Source organism: Mucilaginibacter sp. P1_D10, from assembly GCF_056406215.1.
In genome coordinates, this window is sequence record NZ_JBFUAP010000014.1 from 1 (window position 1) to 18,995 (window position 18,995).

17 protein-coding genes and 1 pseudogene are annotated in these 18,995 nt (G+C 47.3%); 9 read left to right on the forward strand and 9 right to left on the reverse strand.

The annotated features are described in order from the left end of the window. Nucleotides 1-192: 192 nt before the first annotated feature. The 3 genes and pseudogenes from odhB to AC1DYT_RS20505 form a co-directional block, all read right to left on the reverse strand. Entirely contained in the window at nt 193-1,413 is a 1,221-nt protein-coding gene (odhB, locus tag AC1DYT_RS20495) for a 2-oxoglutarate dehydrogenase complex dihydrolipoyllysine-residue succinyltransferase (protein WP_477471469.1), read from the reverse strand. Nucleotides 1,414-1,680: 267 nt separating this feature from the next. Next, a pseudogene (locus tag AC1DYT_RS20500) lies at nt 1,681-1,845 on the reverse strand (biotin/lipoyl-containing protein); the annotation flags it as partial. Between the two features lie 126 nt (nt 1,846-1,971). Continuing rightward, nucleotides 1,972-4,785, reverse strand: a complete 2,814-nt coding sequence (locus tag AC1DYT_RS20505) for a 2-oxoglutarate dehydrogenase E1 component (protein ID WP_477471385.1) — start codon at nt 4,783-4,785, stop codon at nt 1,972-1,974. Nucleotides 4,786-5,043: 258 nt separating this feature from the next. Between AC1DYT_RS20505 and AC1DYT_RS20510 the strand changes: the two genes are divergently transcribed. Together AC1DYT_RS20510 and AC1DYT_RS20515 are read left to right on the forward strand one after the other, a co-directional pair. Then, nucleotides 5,044-5,340 carry a hypothetical protein gene (locus AC1DYT_RS20510; RefSeq protein WP_477471386.1) on the forward strand — a complete coding sequence of 99 codons (297 nt, stop codon included), beginning with the start codon at nt 5,044-5,046 and terminating at the stop codon, nt 5,338-5,340. 194 nt (nt 5,341-5,534) lie between these two features. Continuing rightward, complete coding sequence (locus AC1DYT_RS20515) at nt 5,535-6,083, forward strand: DoxX family membrane protein (RefSeq protein ID WP_477471387.1); 549 nt, start codon at nt 5,535-5,537, stop codon at nt 6,081-6,083. 321 nt (nt 6,084-6,404) lie between these two features. Here AC1DYT_RS20515 and AC1DYT_RS20520 read toward each other — a convergent pair whose 3' ends face one another. Beyond that, nucleotides 6,405-7,691, reverse strand: coding sequence for a DASH family cryptochrome (locus AC1DYT_RS20520; protein ID WP_477471388.1), 1,287 nt, complete (start codon nt 7,689-7,691; stop codon nt 6,405-6,407). 387 nt (nt 7,692-8,078) lie between these two features. On the opposite strand from AC1DYT_RS20520, the gene AC1DYT_RS20525 reads away from it, so the two are divergent. From AC1DYT_RS20525 to AC1DYT_RS20540, 4 genes are all read left to right on the forward strand, one after another. After that, entirely contained in the window at nt 8,079-8,729 is a 651-nt protein-coding gene (locus AC1DYT_RS20525) for a TetR family transcriptional regulator C-terminal domain-containing protein (RefSeq protein WP_477460179.1), read from the forward strand. 72 nt (nt 8,730-8,801) lie between these two features. Next, complete coding sequence (locus AC1DYT_RS20530; protein WP_477471389.1) at nt 8,802-9,503, forward strand: HAD family hydrolase; 702 nt, start codon at nt 8,802-8,804, stop codon at nt 9,501-9,503. A 1-nt stretch (nt 9,504) separates the two neighbouring features. Next, nucleotides 9,505-10,833 (forward strand): ABC1 kinase family protein, encoded by a 1,329-nt coding sequence (locus AC1DYT_RS20535; protein WP_477471390.1) that lies wholly within the window; start codon nt 9,505-9,507, stop codon nt 10,831-10,833. Nucleotides 10,834-10,890: 57 nt separating this feature from the next. Continuing rightward, the gene (locus AC1DYT_RS20540) at nt 10,891-11,457 is read left to right on the forward strand and encodes a hypothetical protein (protein WP_477471391.1); all 567 of its coding nucleotides are present in this window, start codon (nt 10,891-10,893) and stop codon (nt 11,455-11,457) included. Here AC1DYT_RS20540 and AC1DYT_RS20545 read toward each other — a convergent pair. Beyond that, a complete protein-coding gene (locus tag AC1DYT_RS20545) occupies nt 11,454-11,666 on the reverse strand; it encodes a hypothetical protein (RefSeq protein ID WP_477471392.1) in 213 nt (70 codons plus the stop codon). The genes AC1DYT_RS20540 and AC1DYT_RS20545 overlap by 4 nt on opposite strands. A gap of 422 nt (nt 11,667-12,088) precedes the next feature. On the opposite strand from AC1DYT_RS20545, the gene AC1DYT_RS20550 reads away from it, so the two are divergent. Continuing rightward, nucleotides 12,089-12,994, forward strand: coding sequence for a TIGR01777 family oxidoreductase (locus tag AC1DYT_RS20550; RefSeq protein WP_477471393.1), 906 nt, complete (start codon nt 12,089-12,091; stop codon nt 12,992-12,994). Continuing rightward, entirely contained in the window at nt 12,987-14,294 is a 1,308-nt protein-coding gene (locus AC1DYT_RS20555; protein WP_477471394.1) for a cryptochrome/photolyase family protein, read from the forward strand. Before AC1DYT_RS20550 ends, AC1DYT_RS20555 begins: the two co-directional genes overlap by 8 nt. A gap of 8 nt (nt 14,295-14,302) precedes the next feature. Here AC1DYT_RS20555 and AC1DYT_RS20560 read toward each other — a convergent pair whose 3' ends face one another. From AC1DYT_RS20560 to ggt, 4 genes are all read right to left on the reverse strand, one after another. Further along, nucleotides 14,303-15,256 (reverse strand): FKBP-type peptidyl-prolyl cis-trans isomerase, encoded by a 954-nt coding sequence (locus AC1DYT_RS20560; RefSeq protein ID WP_477471395.1) that lies wholly within the window; start codon nt 15,254-15,256, stop codon nt 14,303-14,305. Between the two features lie 6 nt (nt 15,257-15,262). After that, nucleotides 15,263-15,757: an FKBP-type peptidyl-prolyl cis-trans isomerase gene (locus tag AC1DYT_RS20565; protein WP_477471396.1), complete on the reverse strand. Its 495-nt coding sequence runs from the start codon at nt 15,755-15,757 to the stop codon at nt 15,263-15,265. Between the two features lie 87 nt (nt 15,758-15,844). After that, on the reverse strand, nt 15,845-16,288 hold the full coding sequence (locus AC1DYT_RS20570; protein WP_477460189.1) for a MarR family winged helix-turn-helix transcriptional regulator: 444 nt from the start codon (nt 16,286-16,288) through the stop codon (nt 15,845-15,847). Between the two features lie 201 nt (nt 16,289-16,489). Next, on the reverse strand, nt 16,490-18,199 hold the full coding sequence (ggt, locus tag AC1DYT_RS20575) for a gamma-glutamyltransferase (RefSeq protein WP_477471470.1): 1,710 nt from the start codon (nt 18,197-18,199) through the stop codon (nt 16,490-16,492). Nucleotides 18,200-18,371: 172 nt separating this feature from the next. Between ggt and AC1DYT_RS20580 the strand changes: the two genes are divergently transcribed. Then, a complete protein-coding gene (locus AC1DYT_RS20580) occupies nt 18,372-18,866 on the forward strand; it encodes a hypothetical protein (protein ID WP_477471397.1) in 495 nt (164 codons plus the stop codon). Nucleotides 18,867-18,995: the final 129 nt, after the last annotated feature.

An 18,995-nucleotide genomic window follows, 5' to 3' on the forward strand; every position in this document is an offset into this window, starting at 1 on the left:
GTCAGGCCAGAGATTTACCGCCAGCTTCCTTCCTTCAGATTCGCAGTCACCCACGACACCCTTGCTTTTGGTTAACGCTTCCCACTATCAAGGCGCGTTCGGGACTCTCACCCTATAGCTTGCGCCCGTGCCGGGCGCACACAAAAAAAGCCCGGCTTCCACCAGGCTCTTCAATATTTATAGCGAAACGTATTACACGCCCAACAATAACCTGGTAGGGTCCTCCAGTAGTTGTTTTACACGCACCAGGAAGCTTACCGACTCGCGACCATCGATGATGCGGTGGTCGTAAGATAAGGCAAGGTACATCATAGGGCGGATAACCACCTGACCGTTTACGGCAACAGGGCGCTCGATGATGTTGTGCATACCCAAAATGGCACTCTGTGGCGAGTTGATGATCGGGGTAGACATCATGGAACCAAACACGCCACCATTGGTGATGGTGAAGGTACCGCCGGTCATCTCGTCTATAGTCAGCTTGCTTTCGCGGGCTTTGCCGGCTAAAACAACAATGGCTTTCTCTATTTCGGCAAGACTAAGGCTCTCGGCATTGCGTATAACGGGCACCACCAAACCTTTAGGCGCAGATACAGCTATAGAGATATCAGCAAAGTTGCTGTAAACGATCTCTTCGCCATCTATACGTGCGTTAACGGCAGGCCACTCTTTCAAAGCCTCGGTAACGGCCTTGGTAAAGAACGACATAAAGCCCAGGCCAACGCCGTGCTTCTCTTTGAATTTATCTTTGTACTTGCCACGCAGCTCCATTATCGGGGCCATATCCACTTCGTTAAAAGTGGTTAACATCGCAGTCTCATTCTTCACGGCAACCAAACGCCGCGCTACAGTTTTACGCAGAGAGGACATTTTTTCCCGACGATCAGAACGCGGACCTACCGGCCCTGAAGGTGCAGCGGCGGGCGCAGCAGCAGGTTTTGCAGCCGGTGCGGGTGCAGCAGCGGCAGGTTTTTGTGCCGATAATGCATCACCTTTAGTAATACGGCCATCAACGCCTGTACCGTTTACAGATGCGGTATCAACGCCTTTTTCGGCTAATATTTTTGCAGCAGCAGGCGATGGCGTGCCCGATGCATAGGTTGTTCCTTTTGATGGGGCAGTTTGCGGCGATTCGTTAACCGCATCGGCAACGGCGGGGGTTACAACGGCAGCTTTTCCACCACTAACATTACCACCTTCAATAACGCAAACCACAGCGCCAATAGCCAGTGTATCGCCTTCCTTGGCTATGGTTTTCAGTATGCCTGCTTTCTCGGCAGTGAGTTCGAAGGTTGCTTTATCAGATTCCAGTTCGGCAATGGCTTCGTCCATTTCTACTACATCGCCATCCTTCTTCATCCAGCGCGAAAGGGTTACTTCTGTAATAGACTCCCCTACAGTAGGCACTTTAATTTCTAATGATGAGGCAGCTTCAGTTGGCGCAGGAGCAGGTGCGTTTGCAGGTGCTTCTGCACTAACTGCTTTTGCAGGCTCCTCTTTTGCTGCAACAGGTGCGGCAGGTGCTTCTGCACTAACTGCTTTTGCAGGCTCCTCTTTTGCTGCAACAGGTGCGGCAGGTGCTTTATCGGCAGCAGGTGCAGCAGCGCCGGCGCCCTCTTCTATGATAGCAACCACGGCACCAATGGCCAATACATCGCCTTCGGCGGCTTTGGTGCTTAAAGTCCCGGCTTTTTCTGCGGTAAGCTCAAAGGTTGCCTTGTCTGATTCCAGCTCGGCTATTACTTCGTCCATTTCCACATGGTCGCCGTCTTTTTTCTTCCAGGCAGATAATGTTACTTCGGTTATGGATTCGCCTACCGGCGGAACTTTTATTTCTAAACTCATGGTATAGTTTTGTAGGTTTCTTTTTTGTTGAAGGTGGGAGAGTTGAAAGGTTTGAAAGTTGAAAAGTTGGACGGTTAAGCCTTAGAACTTTTCAACCTTACAACCTTTCAACATTTAACTATCCCCTCAATCCGCTCCCGCGTTTGCCATTTTTTCGGTTGTCTTCTTTATCGCAGCCTTTACCGTTTTGCCGATAGGGGTATCAAAGGCTTTGGCAACAATATGCGCCTGTTGCGCGGCGTGCTGCTTGGCAAAGCCAGTAGCGGTGCTGCTGCCCTCTAAGCGCGATATAACCTGCAGGTTAAAGTGCTTATCGTTATGGAACTTGCGGCAGATGTATGGCCATGCGCCCATGTTCTCGGGCTCTTCCTGCACCCAAATAAATTCGGTTGCTTTTTCGTATTTGGCTTTTATCTTGATTATCTGCTGTATAGGCGTTGGGTACAATTGCTCTACGCGTACGATGGCTACATCCTTGCGTTTATCAACCTGTTGTTTTTCCAGCAGGTCGTAATACACCTTGCCGGTGCAAAGCAGCACGCGTTTTACCTTTTTAACATCAGCATAGCTGTCATCAATCAGCTCCTGGAATTTGCCGCTGGTAAAATCTGCTATTGGCGACACGCACTTAGGGCTTCTCAATAAACTCTTCGGCGTAAAGATGATGAGTGGCTTACGGAAATCGCGGTGTATCTGCCTCCTTAATATATGGAAGAAGTTTGCAGGTGTGGTGCAATTGGCAACCTGTATATTATCATCGGCACAAAGCTCTAAAAAGCGTTCTACACGGGCCGAAGAGTGCTCGGGTCCCTGGCCTTCGTAACCATGCGGAAGCAGCATTACCAAACCGTTGCCGCGCTGCCATTTAGTTTCGGCACTGGCAATGTACTGGTCAACTATGATTTGCGCTCCGTTGAAGAAATCGCCGAATTGCGCTTCCCAAATGGTTAATGCATTAGGGTTTGCCATGGCGTAACCATATTCAAAACCTAAAACACCATATTCTGATAACAGGGAATTGAAAATGCTTAGCCTCGTTTCGGGGTTGATGGTTTCAAGTGGGGTGTACTCGTCTTCGCTATCGGCAAGCGTTAATACCGCGTGCCTGTGCGAGAAAGTACCGCGTTTAACGTCTTCACCGCTCAACCTCACAGGGATGCCTTCTTTTAACAAGGTTCCGTAAGCAAGTAACTCGCCCATGGCCCAATCAAACACGCCGGTTTTGTTTACCATGGCGTTGCGGTCATCGAACAGTTTCTCAATTTTCTTGAAGAACTGCTTATCAGTTGGCAGCGTTGTTAATTTATTACCTATGGCTGTGATATCTTCCTGTGGTACGGCGGTATCTATGGCCGATATCAGTTCTTTATGGTTGGCCAGGTGCAAGCCGCTCCAGGCGCCCTCGAACATGGCGATGGTATCGGTAAACCTGTCTTCCGCTTTCGATTCATCCAGCATTCCCTGCAATTCGGCACGGAAATCTTTCTCTAAAGTTTTCACGAAGGCTTCGTCTATCGAACCCTCTGTAATAAGCTTCTTACTGTATATCTGCAATGGATTTGGATGCGCCTCAATAGCTTTGTATAATACCGGCTGCGTAAATTTCGGCTCATCTGCCTCGTTATGGCCGTAGCGGCGGTAGCAAAGGATATCGATAAATACATCCTCGTTGAACACCTGCCTGTATTCCATGGCCAGGTTAACTACATAAGCCAAGGCTTCTACATCGTCGCCGTTTACGTGGAAAACCGGTGATAATACGGTTTTAGCTACGTCGGTACAATAAGTACTCGAGCGTGCATCTTTATAATTGGTGGTAAAACCTATCTGGTTGTTTATTACCAGGTGGATGGTTCCGCCGGTGCGATACCCATCAAGCTTCTCCATCTGCAACACCTCGTAAACGATACCCTGGCCTGCTACAGAAGCATCGCCGTGGATCAGTATCGGGGCTATTTTAGAATGGTCGCCGTTGTATTTAAAATCTATTTTAGAGCGGGTGATACCTTCAACAACCGGGTCTACCGCCTCTAAGTGCGATGGGTTGGGGCAAAGGCTCAAGTGAACGTTCTTGCCTGTTTTGGTGGTGATATCGGTAGAGAAACCCAGGTGGTACTTTACGTCGCCACCGAAAGGAGATTCAGAATCGTAGTTTTTGCCTTCGAACTCAGAGAACACCTCTTTGTAGGTCTTCTCCATAATGTTGGTGAGCACATTTAAACGGCCACGGTGCGCCATGCCGATGATGAACTCCTGGATGCCCAGCTCCGAACCTTGCTTAATAACCGAATCAAGCGCAGGTATCAGCGCTTCGGCACCCTCTAAAGAGAAACGTTTCTGGCCGAGGAATTTGGTGCCCAAAAAGTTTTCGAAAACAACGGCCTCGTTCAATTTCGAAAGCATCATCTTCTTCTCGTCAACACTGAATTTTGGCGTGTTGCGTTTGGTCTCCATCCGCTCTTCGAACCATTTTATTTTGATAGGATTGCGGATGTAGCGGTATTCGGCACCTATGGCGCGGCAGTAAGTATCTTCTAAAAGCTGGCGTATATCGCGCAGTTTGGCGGGGCCGAGATTAACTTCCACGCCCGCGTTGAACACGGTATCCAAATCCTTCTCGCTCAGGCCAAAGGTTTCCAGCTCTTTGCCCGGGAAATACTGGCGGCGCTCGCGCACGGGGTTGGTTTTGGTGAACAGGTGGCCGCGCGTGCGGTAGCCATCAATCATGTTCATCACGTTGATTTCTTTCAGCAAGTTTTCGGGCAGTACGCCTGCCGTAGGGGCCGCAGCCTTCGCAGGCTGCGATTCTTTACCGAAATCGAAGCCTTCGAAAAACTTTTGCCATCCGTAATCTACCGATTCCGGCTCTTGTTTGTATGCTTCGTATAATGAGTCGATATATGCTGCGTTTCCGCTATCAATATAATTTAGGCTATCCATGAGAAACCATTCTTGTAAAACGCAACAAAATTAAGCATAATAGTACAATTAGCCCCAAATTATATGTTATAACTTTTGAGGTTATTTCATGCTAACGTTGTAAATTATCTTTAAATGCAATATGGCGCTGTTTATAAAGAAAACCCGGTTGCAATCCACTCGTACTTAGAAAGGATTAAGATATACGGATCTATGAAACCTAATGAATAATGGTTACATTCTGCTCTTTAAAATAATGGGACATTAACTGCTTTTATTATGATCATTGTAAGTAACCGGGAGTTGGGCGAGCTTTACGAAAAAGCTACTGAGTCGTATCACCGATGCGTTAATAACCCGGAAAATACATTTTTACAGGATGAGATCTCTATACCCATTGATGAGATCCAATTGAAAAGAACTAAAGTAAAAGCCGTTTTTACTGAAAACACCCCCGAGGTTTATTCCTGGGAAGTAGAAATAGTTTTGTGGGACGAAACTGCCATGATAGGGAGGTACACCTACATTGAAGACGATATGGGAAACGAAATAGACAATGGTTTGGTGTTTTATTGACCGTATGTATCAGGCTTTCCGTGCTGATGCTCATATGCAGCGCGCCCCCTACTCTATGCCACATCCAAACAAAATTAATTTAGCACCAATGCTTGAGATATTGCTAAAGTTTAGCCCTGTTTATTATATTTAACATTAATAAATTTCCCGGCTGTATAAACGGATTAAAAAATGTATAGCACTTACCTGCAAACATGGATAATTTAGTTTCGAGATTAAAACAAAACCTGTTGTTGCAACTTTTTACAATTGGCCTGCGCTACCTGCTCGGGTCAGCTTTCGTATATGCAAGCATCTTTAAAATTGAAGGGATAAGGTTTATGCCTAAACCAGGCAATAACACGCCGTTAAGTTCGCTGTCACACTTTTTCGAAGCGATGTATCAGGCAGGTATTTACTGGCATTTTATTGGCTGGGGGCAATTGATTGCAGGCTTCCTGCTCATGTCGCAGGCCTTTAGCACGTTAGGGGCAGCAGCATTTTTCCCTATTATGCTCAATATTTTCGTCATCACCATTTCGTTCGATGCTCCTAACATCCTGCTCATAACGACGTTGATGCTCATCTCCAATGTGTATTTGCTTTTATGGGATTGGAATAAGTTAAAATTCATCTTCCTACCCCGGCAGCAACAATATTTGGATGATAACGGGGCGTTTTCAAAACGTAAAGGTTGGACGTATTTTGGTCTGCTTTTATTTTTTGCTATTGTTGCCTTTCGGTTATTTCAAATACATCATTGATACGCCCTAATCAATAAGCCTTATTTATTTGCTTCTCTTTTCATGAAACGACGCTATAATAAATCCTATGAAGCACCAAGGTATTACAGAACACAAACCCCAGTCGGCCCTATGTGCATCGTGCGGAAGCTTTGTAGATGATAAACGTTTTATAAGCTGATGTGGACGATGCACTGAGCCTAGTGCAGCAACTTGTGCAAATAACTCCGCACATACCCCACCCCCTCAAATAGCACAGCCAGGAGGCCGATAATGATGGTGAATTGTTCGAAGGAGTTCATATACAAATATATACGATTAGACCCGGTTTTTATTGCTTTGTTACGCTGATACAGGTAACCAGGTGCTGATGAAATCGCTTTTGCTGTCGAGCTGGTTAGCCGGCTTTGCCGCATTGAAGTAGCGGTTGCTCCTGGTATCGTTGCCTACGCCGGCCACAAAGGCCCAGTTGCCCCAGTTGCTGGCGGGAGAGTAATCTAATAGTTTCTCTTCGAAGTAAAGCGCGCCGCGGGTCCAATCTACCTGCAGCTCTTTGGTAAGGTAAGTAGCTACGGCCTGGCGGCTGTAGTTGCTGATGAAGCCGGTGGCGTTAAGCTCGTGCATGGCCGCATCTATATAAGGTACGCCGGTGTCGCCGACTTTCCAATGCTCAAAAAGTTCGTCCTGATTTGTTGCAGCTTCGGGCGCCTCTCCGCTGAAGCCTTCGGCACGGAAGTATTTTTGCCCGTGCTTTTTAAACATGAAGCGAAAATAATCGCGCCATAACAGTTCCAGCATCAGGGCATCGCCGTTTTGCAGGCTATTGCGGTGCTTTAGCACTTCCCAATACACCTGCCTTGGCGATACGCAGCCCATAGCCAGCCACGGCGAAAGGCAGGAAGATATCCCTCCGGCGTTCTTGCCTGTTTTTTGCCCGCAGTTTTGCTGGTTGGTAAAATATTGCTCCAGCCGGGCCAGGGCCTCGGTTTCGCCGCCCAGGAAGTGGTTGGTTGCCCGCACATCGTCTATCGGGTCGGGCACGCCCAAATCGGCAAGGGTTGGCAATTCGCCGGCATCGGTAATGGTAGGCGTAGTAATAATTTCAGGATAAACCGTGCATTGGCGCACGCTGCTATCACGTTCTACCTTCTTTTTAAAGGCCACGAAACTATCGGGGATATCTTTTATAGGGAAGGGCAAATCCTCCTTATGGTACATGGTATGGCCGATGAAATGCTTCAGGTTCAGCTTCATTTTCCACAGGGCGGCTTCTACGCGTTCGGAAGCGTCGGTTTCCTCTGGCGCAACTTCGCGGTGATGATACACCTCGCTTACGTGATATTCCTCGGCCAGTTGGGTAAGCACCTGGGCCGGGTTGCCGATGCGGATGATAAGCTCTGCACCGAATTGTTGTAGGTTGTGACGCAGATTGGCAACCGACTGCAACAGGAAACGCGCCCTGAAACTACCTGTTTTTAAAGCGCCTGATGAACTGGTTTTGAAGTAGTAGGGGTCGAAGATATATACGGGCAATACGTTATCGGCTTTGCGCAGTGCTTCTGATAATATTTCATTATCGTGTAAACGCAAATCGTTCCTAAACCAAACCAGAATAGTCCTTTCACTCATCGGGGAGAAAAATCTAAAGTTATTTAGATTGATTACAAAGATGCTAATTATTTATCAGAGGCTGAAAAGTTGATACGATATATGACAGGATGCTAACATTTGTTTAAACAAGCATTAGTTCAACTGCAAACCCAATAAAAATATCAAATGACTGATTAACAAATAATTACATGCAAAAAAAGCAAATTTCTGTAAACCTTTTTTCATCCTTTATAGGCCCCTTACATGGTTGGCGATTGCTGGTAGATGGCCAATTACTGGCTTCTAATGTACGCAATAATTGATTGACTGCTCATGTCAGGAACGGTTGCTGTCGCCGTTAATTATAACACAAACATGATACTCGCTTGTATAATAAACGGTAACTTTATGCATTAAATAAGTATTATGGCAACTACCCAAAGCATCCAGAAAGCGTATATAGATTTTGTGCTTACCGAAGGCACGCAACCAAAATCGGTTTACATCTTCGCCAAGAAAAATAAAATGGCCGAAGAGGAATTTTACAAGCACTTCGGCTCGTTTGATGCCGTTGAGCAAAGCGTTTGGGCCGACCTGGTGAGCAAAACCCTTACCGAGATACGCGCACAGGAAGTATGGCCGCAATATTCTGCCCGCGAAAAGGGCTTGTCCTTTTTCTACAGCTTTTTCGAATTATTGAAGAGCAGCCGCAGCTTTGCCGTTTACAGCATCAAAAAGCAGCGTGGTTTTGGCACGCCGAAAGTATTGGAACCTACAAAAGAATTATTCGAAAGCTTCGCCGAAGGGATTTTAGCCGAGGGGATTGAAACTTCGGAACTATCCGACCGCAAATTTTTCAGCAAACGCTATAAAGACGCGCTTTGGGTACAGTTTGGCTTCGTGCTGAATTTTTGGATAAACGATGATTCCGCCGGTTTCGAGAAAACTGATGAGGCGATAGAAAAAGGCTTGAACGTAACATTCGATTTGTTCCAGCGTTCGCCGATAGATAACCTGTTCGAATACGGCAAGTTTTTGGCCAAGAACGGCGGCCTGAAAGAAAAGATGGGCTTTTAAAACTGTAGCGATGGATTTGAAACCCATCGCTACAGTTTTAGAACAGCGAATTAACCCTATTTTATTAAAATATTGAGTACTACCCAACTGAACAACCTAGCTATTCCTGAAGCTAACACCTTCGCCGCCATATTCGATATGGACGGTACCCTTATCGATAATACGCCTTTTCACTTTTTGGCCTGGCAGCTACTTTTCAAAGAGCACGGGTTACCCGAACTAAGCCGCGAAACCTACAAAAACGAGATAAGCGGCATCCCGATAGCCAACACCGTTAGGCGGTATTTTGCCGGTGCAGAAGAGGCTACTATAGCTTCCATATCACACCAAAAGCAAATGCTTTATCAGCGGGAGTTCATCCCCCATCTAAAGGCCATTAGCGGATTGGAGGATTTTTTGGCAGAACTGAAGGATGCCGGCGTTAAAATGGCGGTTGCCACATCGTCTGACATGGCGGACGTTGATTTTATTTTCGATACCGTCCCCATCGGGCAATATTTCGATGCCATCATAACCGGCGATATGGTGCAGGAGCCAAAGCCTAGTCCGCTGATATTCTTAAAGGCTGCGGAACTATTGGATACGCCCCCTGCAAGATGCGTGGTGTTCGAAGATTCGGCTGCGGGGCTGCAGGCAGGCAACAGCGCGGGCATGAAAGTTGTAGGCATTACCACCAGCCACCCCGCCGAAAAGATAAACCAGGTAGCCAGCCTGGCCATTGACAACTACTCGGACATCAACCTGCCTGCGCTGGCTGAATTATTTGAAAACTAACATGAGCGATACTCCTTCGAAAGAACAAAACAGCATACCCACCAGCAAAGTAGAACGCAGCGCCAAATTTGTAAAAACGGGTTTTAAGATAGGCGGCAACTACATCAAGCATTACTCCAAAAAGCTCTTCAACCCGGAGATGGATAAATCCGAACTTAATGAGGATAACGCTACGGATATCTACCAATCATTAAGCGAACTAAAGGGCAGCGCCCTAAAGGTTGCCCAGATGCTGAGCATGGATAAGAACCTTTTGCCGCAGGCTTATGTAGATAAATTCACGCAATCGCAATACAACGCGCCGCCGTTATCGGGGCCGCTTATCGTGCAAACGTTCAAGAAATACTTCGGCAAAAACCCCGACCAGATATACGATAAATTCAACATCCGTTCTACCAATGCGGCTTCTATTGGCCAGGTGCACCAGGCAGAACTTAAGGGCAAAAAACTGGCGGTGAAGATACAGTACCCCGGCGTAGGCGATTCCATCTCATCGGACCTTAAGCTTATCAAACCCTTCGCCTTCCGCATGCTGGGCATGAGCGAAAAGGAACTGGATGTTTACATGCGCGAGGTAGAAGAACGCCTTTTAGAGGAAACCGATTACGAGCTGGAAGTGCGCCGCTCAATCGAGTTTTCCGAAGCCTGCGCCAACCTGGATAACGTAGTGTTCCCTAAATATTACCCGGAGTTATCCAGCAAGCGCATTATTACCATGGATTGGCTGGAGGGCAAACACCTGCGCGAGTTTCTGGCTACCAACCCATCGCAACAACTACGCGACCAGATTGGCCAGGCGCTGTGGGATTTTTACAACTTTCAGCAGCACGAACTACGCGCTGTACACGCCGACCCGCACCCCGGCAATTTCATGATAACCCCCGCCGGCAAACTCGGTGTGATAGATTTTGGCTGCATTAAGGTAATGCCCGATGATTTTTATTACCCCTTCTTTTCGCTCACCTCAACCAATTTATTCGATAGCAAGGAAGATACCATCGCTGCGTTCCGCAAGCTGGAGATGATATTGCCCAACGATACCCCTGCGCAGATAGAATTTTATTATACCATGTTCCGCCAGATGATCGGGCTGTTTGCTAAGCCTTACATTACTGATGAGTTCGATTTCGGCGAGAAGGTCTTTTTCGATGAGTTGTTCGGCTTTGGCGAAAAGGTATCTAAGATGCCCGAGTTTAAGCAGGCACGCGGTGTAAAGCATTTCATCTACGTAAACCGTACCAACTTCGGTCTGTACAACATCCTGCACGAACTGAAGGCAAAAGTAAAAACCGGTACGTATAAGCCGCATGTGGAAGCGGTTGGGCTTTAGCATGAGGCCGTTTGCAGCCATCGGTTGTTTGTAATATCTTTAAAAAAATCTTTTAACATGAAACGCCTTGCCTTTATAGCCTGCATCATCATCTGTTTTGCATCGTGTAAAAACAAGCCGGCACCGCAGCAAAAGCACGGTAAAGATTCGCTAACCATAGTGCAGGCTAGCTACGTTGCCCCAAAGGGCCCCGATAAACCGGAAATAGACACGCTGGAAAACCTCGACAAGGCAGACCAATATGCAGATTACTACATCGTGGTTGCTGATACCGGTAAAAACTACTATGCGCTAAGGGACAAGATGCTAAAGCTGCACGACACTACCGGCATTGCCATAGATACGATGGGCCGGTACTACAATAAAAAGAAAGATTTGATAATGGTACCGGAAGATGACGAGGACGATATTGTTGCAGGTGATTACTATCCAAGGCGGCAACCATCGCAAACCTTAAGCCTGGAGTATCTGAATACGTACACATCCGACGCGGATCCTAAAATGATAGCACTGGTAAGCGGTATTTATGAAGATAAAGCCAGCGCAGATAAAGTGCTTAAGTTATTGCCCTGGCGTAAAGCTTTTGTCTTTAAAGGCAAGGTGTACGTAGGCTGCTTACATTAAATGTAGTTAACCATTGCCACAAGCGATAAGGCGAACGTAGCTATCCAGCTGATGACAGATTTAAACTGCCATGCCTCAATTTCGGCTATGCGCCCTGTGCCGACAAATGATTTAGACTTGCGGTTGCAATAGTAACCAAAAGCAACGAGGGCGGTTAAAACGACGGCGAAAACGCAAATGAGCAAATCTTGAAAATAGTTTGTAAGCATAGTAATCTGCGATGATAGTGTATATACGTGGCATAATCAAAAATAGATGTATCCATTTTGTAAACATCTTAACATTCGATAGCTTCACGCTTAAAGCAAAAAGCTTTCCAAACCCGGTTGAAGCTTAATGGGCGGCCTTTTTTACTTAAAAAGTTACTATTACGAAATTCTTTATCCCTGAGTTACGTATCTATGGGGAATTAAGCGACAGGTTGGGGTATTTTTTGCGAAGCAAGGCTTTTTGCATCTTTTTGGCACAAGCCATCAATCGTTGCCGGGGATTCGTACCTTTCCGGTAACCATTCGGCATCAACACCCGGAAACAGTTTGTGGAATTTGAAGTTGATAAACGATGGCACGCCGAATGCAGATTGATCCGGTTGCCAGCTATCTGTGTTAACGACTATAAACTACTATAATTTATGAGCAAAAACATATTAATTACCGGCGGCACCGGCTTATTGGGTACCCAGCTTACACAGGAGCTGCTGGCCCAGGGCCATACCGTAAGCCACCTTAGCCGCAGCAAAGGCAAAAACCCAAAGATACATACCTTCATTTGGGATGTGGATAAAGAACAGATAGATGAGCACTGCCTAGATGGCGTAGACACCATTATACACCTGGCGGGTACCGGCATTGCCGATAAACGGTGGACCGACCAGCGCAAACGCGAGATTGTAGAAACCCGTACCAAATCCATCGGCCTTATTTACGGGCTGATGCGCAACAGGGCCAACCGGGTGCGTTCGGTTATCTCTGCATCGGGCATAGGGTATTATAGTAATCGCGGCGAGGAACTGCTGACAGAGGAAAGCCCGCCCGCGCATGATTTTATCGGTACCTGCTGCATCGATTGGGAAAACGCGGTTGATGAAGGCAAGGAGCTTGGCATTCGCATACTCAAGTTCCGCACCGGGGTGGTGTTGAGCAAAGATGGCGGCGCCTTGCCTCAATTAGCGCTCCCGGTTAAACTCGGCATAGGCTCGCCCTTAGGTAACGGCAAGCAATGGATACCCTGGATACACCCGCGCGATGTAATGGATATGTACCTGCTTGGCGTGAATAATGAGAACCTAACGGGCGTATTCAACATGGCCGCCCCCTATCCCGTAACCAACGAGCAGCTCACGCAAGCTGTAGCCAAACAATTACACCGCCCATTGTGGGCACCAAAAGTGCCGGCTTTTATATTGAAATTGCTAATGGGCGAGATGGCTTTGCTGGCTCTGGGCAGTACCAAAACATCGGCACAAAAAATAATGGAAGCTGGTTTTAAATTCACCTATCCCGATATAGCTGCGGCCCTGCAAGAGATTTATGGATAGCACCGCTGTAGCGATTTTTTGGCACCGACGGGATTTGCGGCTGGATGATAATGCCAGCCTGTATCGCGCCCTAAAAAGCGGTAACCCTGTGCTGCCCATCTTTATATTCGATAAGGAGATATTGGATGCGTTGGATGCAGAAGACGATGCCAGGGTAACCTTCATTTACGAAACCGTTGCCTGCTTGAAAGCCGAATACCAACAGCATGGGAGCAATCTGCAGGTGTTTTATGATAAACCCGAACACGTTATTGCCCAACTGATAAAACAGCACAAGGTTACAGCCGTTTACACCAATCACGATTATGAACCCTCCGCCAACAAGCGCGACGAGGCCATAGCAAAGCTCTTGGCGGAGCACGACATCGATCTGAAAACCTTTAAGGACCAGGTAATATTCGAACGCGACGAAGTGGTCAAAGACGATGGCAAGCCTTATACGGTTTTCACACCCTACAAAAACAAATGGCACCAAAAGCTTAAGCCCTTTTACCTTAAGGCCTACCCTACCGAAAAATATTTAGCCAACCTTTATCAATTTAAAGCATCGCCCATGCCCTCTTTAAAAGAGATGGGCTTCACCAAAAGCGATGCTGAATTCCCCGGCACAGGCTATGAAAAGTTTATTGCCGATTATGCCGAAAAACGCGATTTCCCGGCTGTTAAAGGCACCTCGCATATCGGGCTTCATCTGCGTTTCGGTACGGTGAGCATCAGGCAACTGGCCAGCAAAGCATTCCACGCCACCGAAAAAACCTGGCTTAACGAGTTGATATGGCGCGAGTTTCACATGATGGTGCTGCACCACTTCCCGCAAACGGCAACGCATGCCTTTAAGCCCGATTACGACAACATTAAATGGATAAACAACGAAGAGCAGTTTAAAGCCTGGTGCAATGGCCAAACCGGCTACCCCATGGTTGATGCCGGCATGCGCGAGCTCAACGCTACCGGCTTTATGCATAACCGCTCGAGGATGGTAACGGCCAGCTTTTTAACCAAACACCTGCTTATAGACTGGCGTTGGGGCGAAGCCTACTTCGCCCAAAAACTGCTGGATTATGAAATGGCCAGCAACATAGGCGGCTGGCAATGGGCAGCCGGTTGCGGCACCGATGCAGCACCATACTTCCGCATATTCAATCCCGAAGCGCAGATGAAAAAATTCGACCCGAAGATGGAATACATAAAAAAATGGGTTCCGGAGTATGCCGACTTCAGCACCTATCCAAAACCCATCGTAGATCACGCTTTTGCGCGCGAACGTTGCCTTAAGGCTTTCAAAGCAGCCTTAAGCTAATATTATATTTATTCCAACTGAGTTACCGTAGTTATCTGGAATTCGAAACGGAGCGGTGCATGCGTAGGTATGCCCGATGACGTTGGCGGCGATATGCCATAACCAAGCCTCGATGGCATAATCAATGAGATAGATACACCCGAGGCCCCATGGTCCTTTAGCCCTTCGTAAACGCCCGGAACAAGACCCGATATACCATCGCTGATAGCCGGACTAAACACGTAAGCCGTGGTTTTTGACGCTTCGTCAAACGATGTTCCGTTTAATATAGCTCCCGTATAGGTAGTGGTAACAATCGATAAGTCGTTTATACTCTTTGCCGTATCTGCTTTGGCCGTTATCAACTTATAGTACAGGCCCGACGCGGTTTTGGTGTATCCGCTTAAGCTATTAGTGGTGAGGTAATTCCTGATAACCAGATCATCATACGCTGCCTGATCATCAATTACATGCACATAATAGTCGAGGCATTGGTTACCCGCTATACGGCTGTTTACGTTGGTAACGCTACCAGAGCCGTACCCGGTTTTGCCATAAGCCAGGCGAGACGGTATCTGCAAACGCATGCTGGCTCCTTTGTATTTCAACACGTTGTGTATGGCTGTCTGTAGACCCTTAGGCAAGCCATCCTGCTGCAAATGGCCCAGATAATCATCAAAATGGTTGGTGATGGTATCTGCCGAAGTGTATTTGCCATCGTAGCTTTTTACGGTGAACACCAGCGAAACCCTGTCAGACCACTCCAGTTTAGCACCTGTGCCGGGGTTGATGATTTTATAATACATGCCGGTAGTATCGCCGCCGGTGGTGTCGCGACTAAAGCCGGTAAGGCCGTTAGTGCTTATATAATTCTGTATCTGCTGTTCGTCGAATTCCTGGATGGTGGGGTCAACGCCGTCTTTACGGCAAGCGGTTAAGCCGGCCACGGCAATCAGTAAAAAAGTAAAGATCTTTTGTTTCATCTAAAATTAGTTCGTTACATCTAAAAGTTTTATATCAAAGTCCAGCACCGAATTTTTGGGCAATCCCAAATCGGTCTGGTCGTACGGCCCGTATGCATAACGCGAGGGTATCAATAATCGTACGGTGCCGCCTTTCTTAATTTGCGGTATGCCCAACTGCCATCCTCTTATCACTTCTCCCAGCGCAAAACTTGGGTGAAAACCGTTACTCTTGGCAAATTCCTTCCCACTGGTCAATATCCTACCGGTAAAATCAACCGTTACGCGGGTAGAGTTGGTAAACAAATCGTTCCCCTCGCCAGGTGCAATAACGATATAAAAAACACCGGTGGTATCAATACGCTTAGCTGCCGTTGTTAAGCCGTTAGCATCAATATAGTCGGTGATTATTTTCTCATCCACAACCCCTTGCGCCCTTACCTCCGCAACCACGTCATACCCCTTTTTGCATGACGATAAGCCCGCAGCAAGCAATAATATGATAAGCAGTAACCTGTTCATACCTCTAATAATCTGCAAATTTATTGTTTTAAATGGCAAAAACGGCAGCTTAACACTTTTTAACACTTGGCAGCGCAAATAAGCCGGTTATTGGGGTTTGTAATTGATGGTAAGCTGATTTATCTTTTTCAGTATTTCGGTTAAATACAGCTTATCAGCCTCACTTATGTGGCTATTGAGGTAATTATTGAACTGCTTTACCACATCCTTGGCCATTTTGCGTTTTTCTTTGCCAAGGTCGGTCAGGAATATTTTTACCGAGCGTTTATCCCCTTTGTTAGATTGGCGGTAGATCAGTCCCGTCTCCTCCAATTGGTTCAGCATGCGCGAAAGGCTGGTAGATTTAAGCCCCAGCAATGCCGCTGCCTGCGATACGGTAGTCCCCTCCTCATCTATATTGATGAGCAGGTAACCTATAGATTGCGTAATACCAAATTCCGTAACTATCTGGTTGTAACGGTTGGCAACGGTTTGCCAAACTATCTTCAAAAAGTAATCAATCGTTTCCTGGTGTTTTACACTGCTTCGCATAAGGCAACAAACATAATGTATTTAGTTCATGGTTCATAGATGATAGTTCATAGTAGCTGCCGGTTCATGGCCCGTAGTAGCCCGGTTAAACACCTATAGATAACGGTTCGTAGGCTCATCCAGTATAACGAAACTTCGGCCATGAACCATCAGCTATGATTATCTGCTATGAACTATGAACCATCCGCCATGAACCGCCTCCTACCACCCCAATTTGGTATCATCTCCCCTTGGATCGGCACCGCCTTCGTAGTAGCCCCATTTGGTTTTCAGGATACCGTCCACCCGGCCAATAGAGCCGCGTTTGGTAAACTTATAGCCTTTTTTTGTAAGCTTGTCCACGGTTATACTATCGAGGGCATCCGGCTCGGCACCAACTTCATCCGGCATCCATTGATGATGAAAACGTTTGGCTGATACCGCTCCCTGCATGCTTTTATCGAATTCTATCACGTTCAATATCGTCTGGAAAACCGAGGTGATAATGGTAGAACCGCCGGGCGTGCCCACTACCATAAACAGGTCGCCATTTTTCTCGATGATGGTAGGCGTCATGGCCGATAGCATCCTTTTATTGGGTTGTATGCTGTTAGCTTTACCGCCCAGCAGGCCATACATATTGGGCACGCCGGGTTTCGAGCTGAAGTCATCCATCTCGTTATTAAGCAGAAAGCCTGCACCGCCTACAAATACGTGCGAGCCGAAAGTATCATTGAGGGTGGTGGTAATAGCCACCGCGTTGCCCTCTTTATCAACGATGGAATAGTGGGTGGTTTGGTCGCTTTCGTAGCCTATGAACATGCCGGGCTGTATGCTGGCGCTTGGCGTTGCTGCGTCCCAGTTAAAGTTTGCCATGCGTTTGATCAGATATTGAGTATCCAGCAGACTATCTTTGGGTACTTTGTAAAAATCGGGGTCGCCCAGGTATTTAGAGCGGTCGGCATATGCCCGGCGTTCTGCCTCAACTATCACTTGTACGGTAGAATCTTTATTGAAGCCCCACCTTTTAAGGGGGTAGCGTTCGGCTATTTTCAACAACTGCATCAACACGATGCCCCCACTGCTTGGTGGCGGCATGGTAATTATTTTATAGCCCTTGTAATTGCCGATGATGGGCGTACGCCATACCGAGTGGTAGTTCTGTAAGTCGGTCAGTGTCATGATGCCTTTGCCCGATTTCATTTCGGCAACAATTAAATCAGCGGTTTTGCCGGTATAGAAACCGTCGCGGCCTTTATCGCGTATCAGTTCCAGAGTGTGCCCCAGGTCCTCCTGCACCAATATATCGCCTTCCTTCCAGTCGCCATCCTTTATCAGGTATTTTTTACCGGGGTTCAGTGCAGCAAACTTTGCCTTCGCGCTGTTGATATTGTTGGCCATGCGGGCGGTCATTTTAAAGCCGTTTAGCGCCATGTTTATAGCTGGTTGCACCAGATCGGCCCATTTTAGTTTGCCATATTTTTTATGCGCGGCTACCATGCCATCTACAGACCCGGGCACGCCCGATGCAAAATGGGTGTATAGGCTCATGTTGGGTATAACGTTGCCTGCACTATCCAGGTACATATTGGTACTGGCCTGTGCGGGAGCTTTTTCCCTAAAATCGAGCGTATTTGTTTTGCCCGATGCGGAGCGGTACACCATAAAGCCGCCGCCGCCGATATTGCCTGCCTGCGGGTGCGTTACCGCCAGGGCAAATTGCACGGCAACCGCAGCATCCACCGCGTTACCGCCTTTTTTGAGTATATCCAGCCCCGCCTGAGCAGCATCGGGATAGGCACAAACAACCATACCATTGCGGTATTGGCCGCTTACATTTTGCCCTAGTTGCCCTTTTACGCAGCCTGCCGTAAGGCATAAAAAAAGCATGGCCGAAATCAATTTGTGAGGTATGCGGAGTTTGGGGGTCATCATCGTTATAGAAAAATAATTTGGCCAATTTAGTGTATTTCGGCATAAAAATACGGCTTGTGCAGTTGTAATTTTCCTGTTGAAAACCAGCAACATCCCCTATAAAATGCCTTCTTTTTTGGCCTGATAAGCATAAAACGGCATTTTTACCGTTTATACCAAAATCACTACCATGAAAAAAATCTCCTTTATCGCATTAATATTATGCACTTTTTTGCTGGCCGCTAACCGCTCGCAGGCCCAGGATTACAAGACTGCCGTCGGCGTGAAATTCGGCGGATACGAGAACGGTTTCTCTGTAAAATACTTTATGGACGACCGCACCGCGCTGGAAGGCATACTGGGTATCCGCTCGCACGGGGCCGTGCTTACAGGGCTTTACGAGCTGCATCAGCCGGCCTTTAACACCGCAGGCTTGAAGTTCTACTATGGCGTTGGTGCGCACCTGGGTTCGGTTGGCGCGGGCAGGTACAAAACCTTCGGCGGCGACGACAAGTACTACACCGGTAACCATATTTTGCTTGGTGCCGATGGTGTGCTGGGGCTGGAGTACAAAATTGCCGATGCCCCCATCGCTGTAAGCCTTGATCTTAACCCGCGTGTTGAACTGGCTACCGGGCCTTTTTTCGACCTGGCGCCGGGGTTGGGTATCAAGTACACTTTTTAATCGGATAGTCCATCACCGCTTTTTTCGGGATGCAAAAACGGCTGAAGAACCCCTGGTTTTTCAGCCGTTTTTGTGCTTTTTTACCTCCTAAAATTTCCGTGAATTTGCTACAATAGCAAAAAAAAGGGT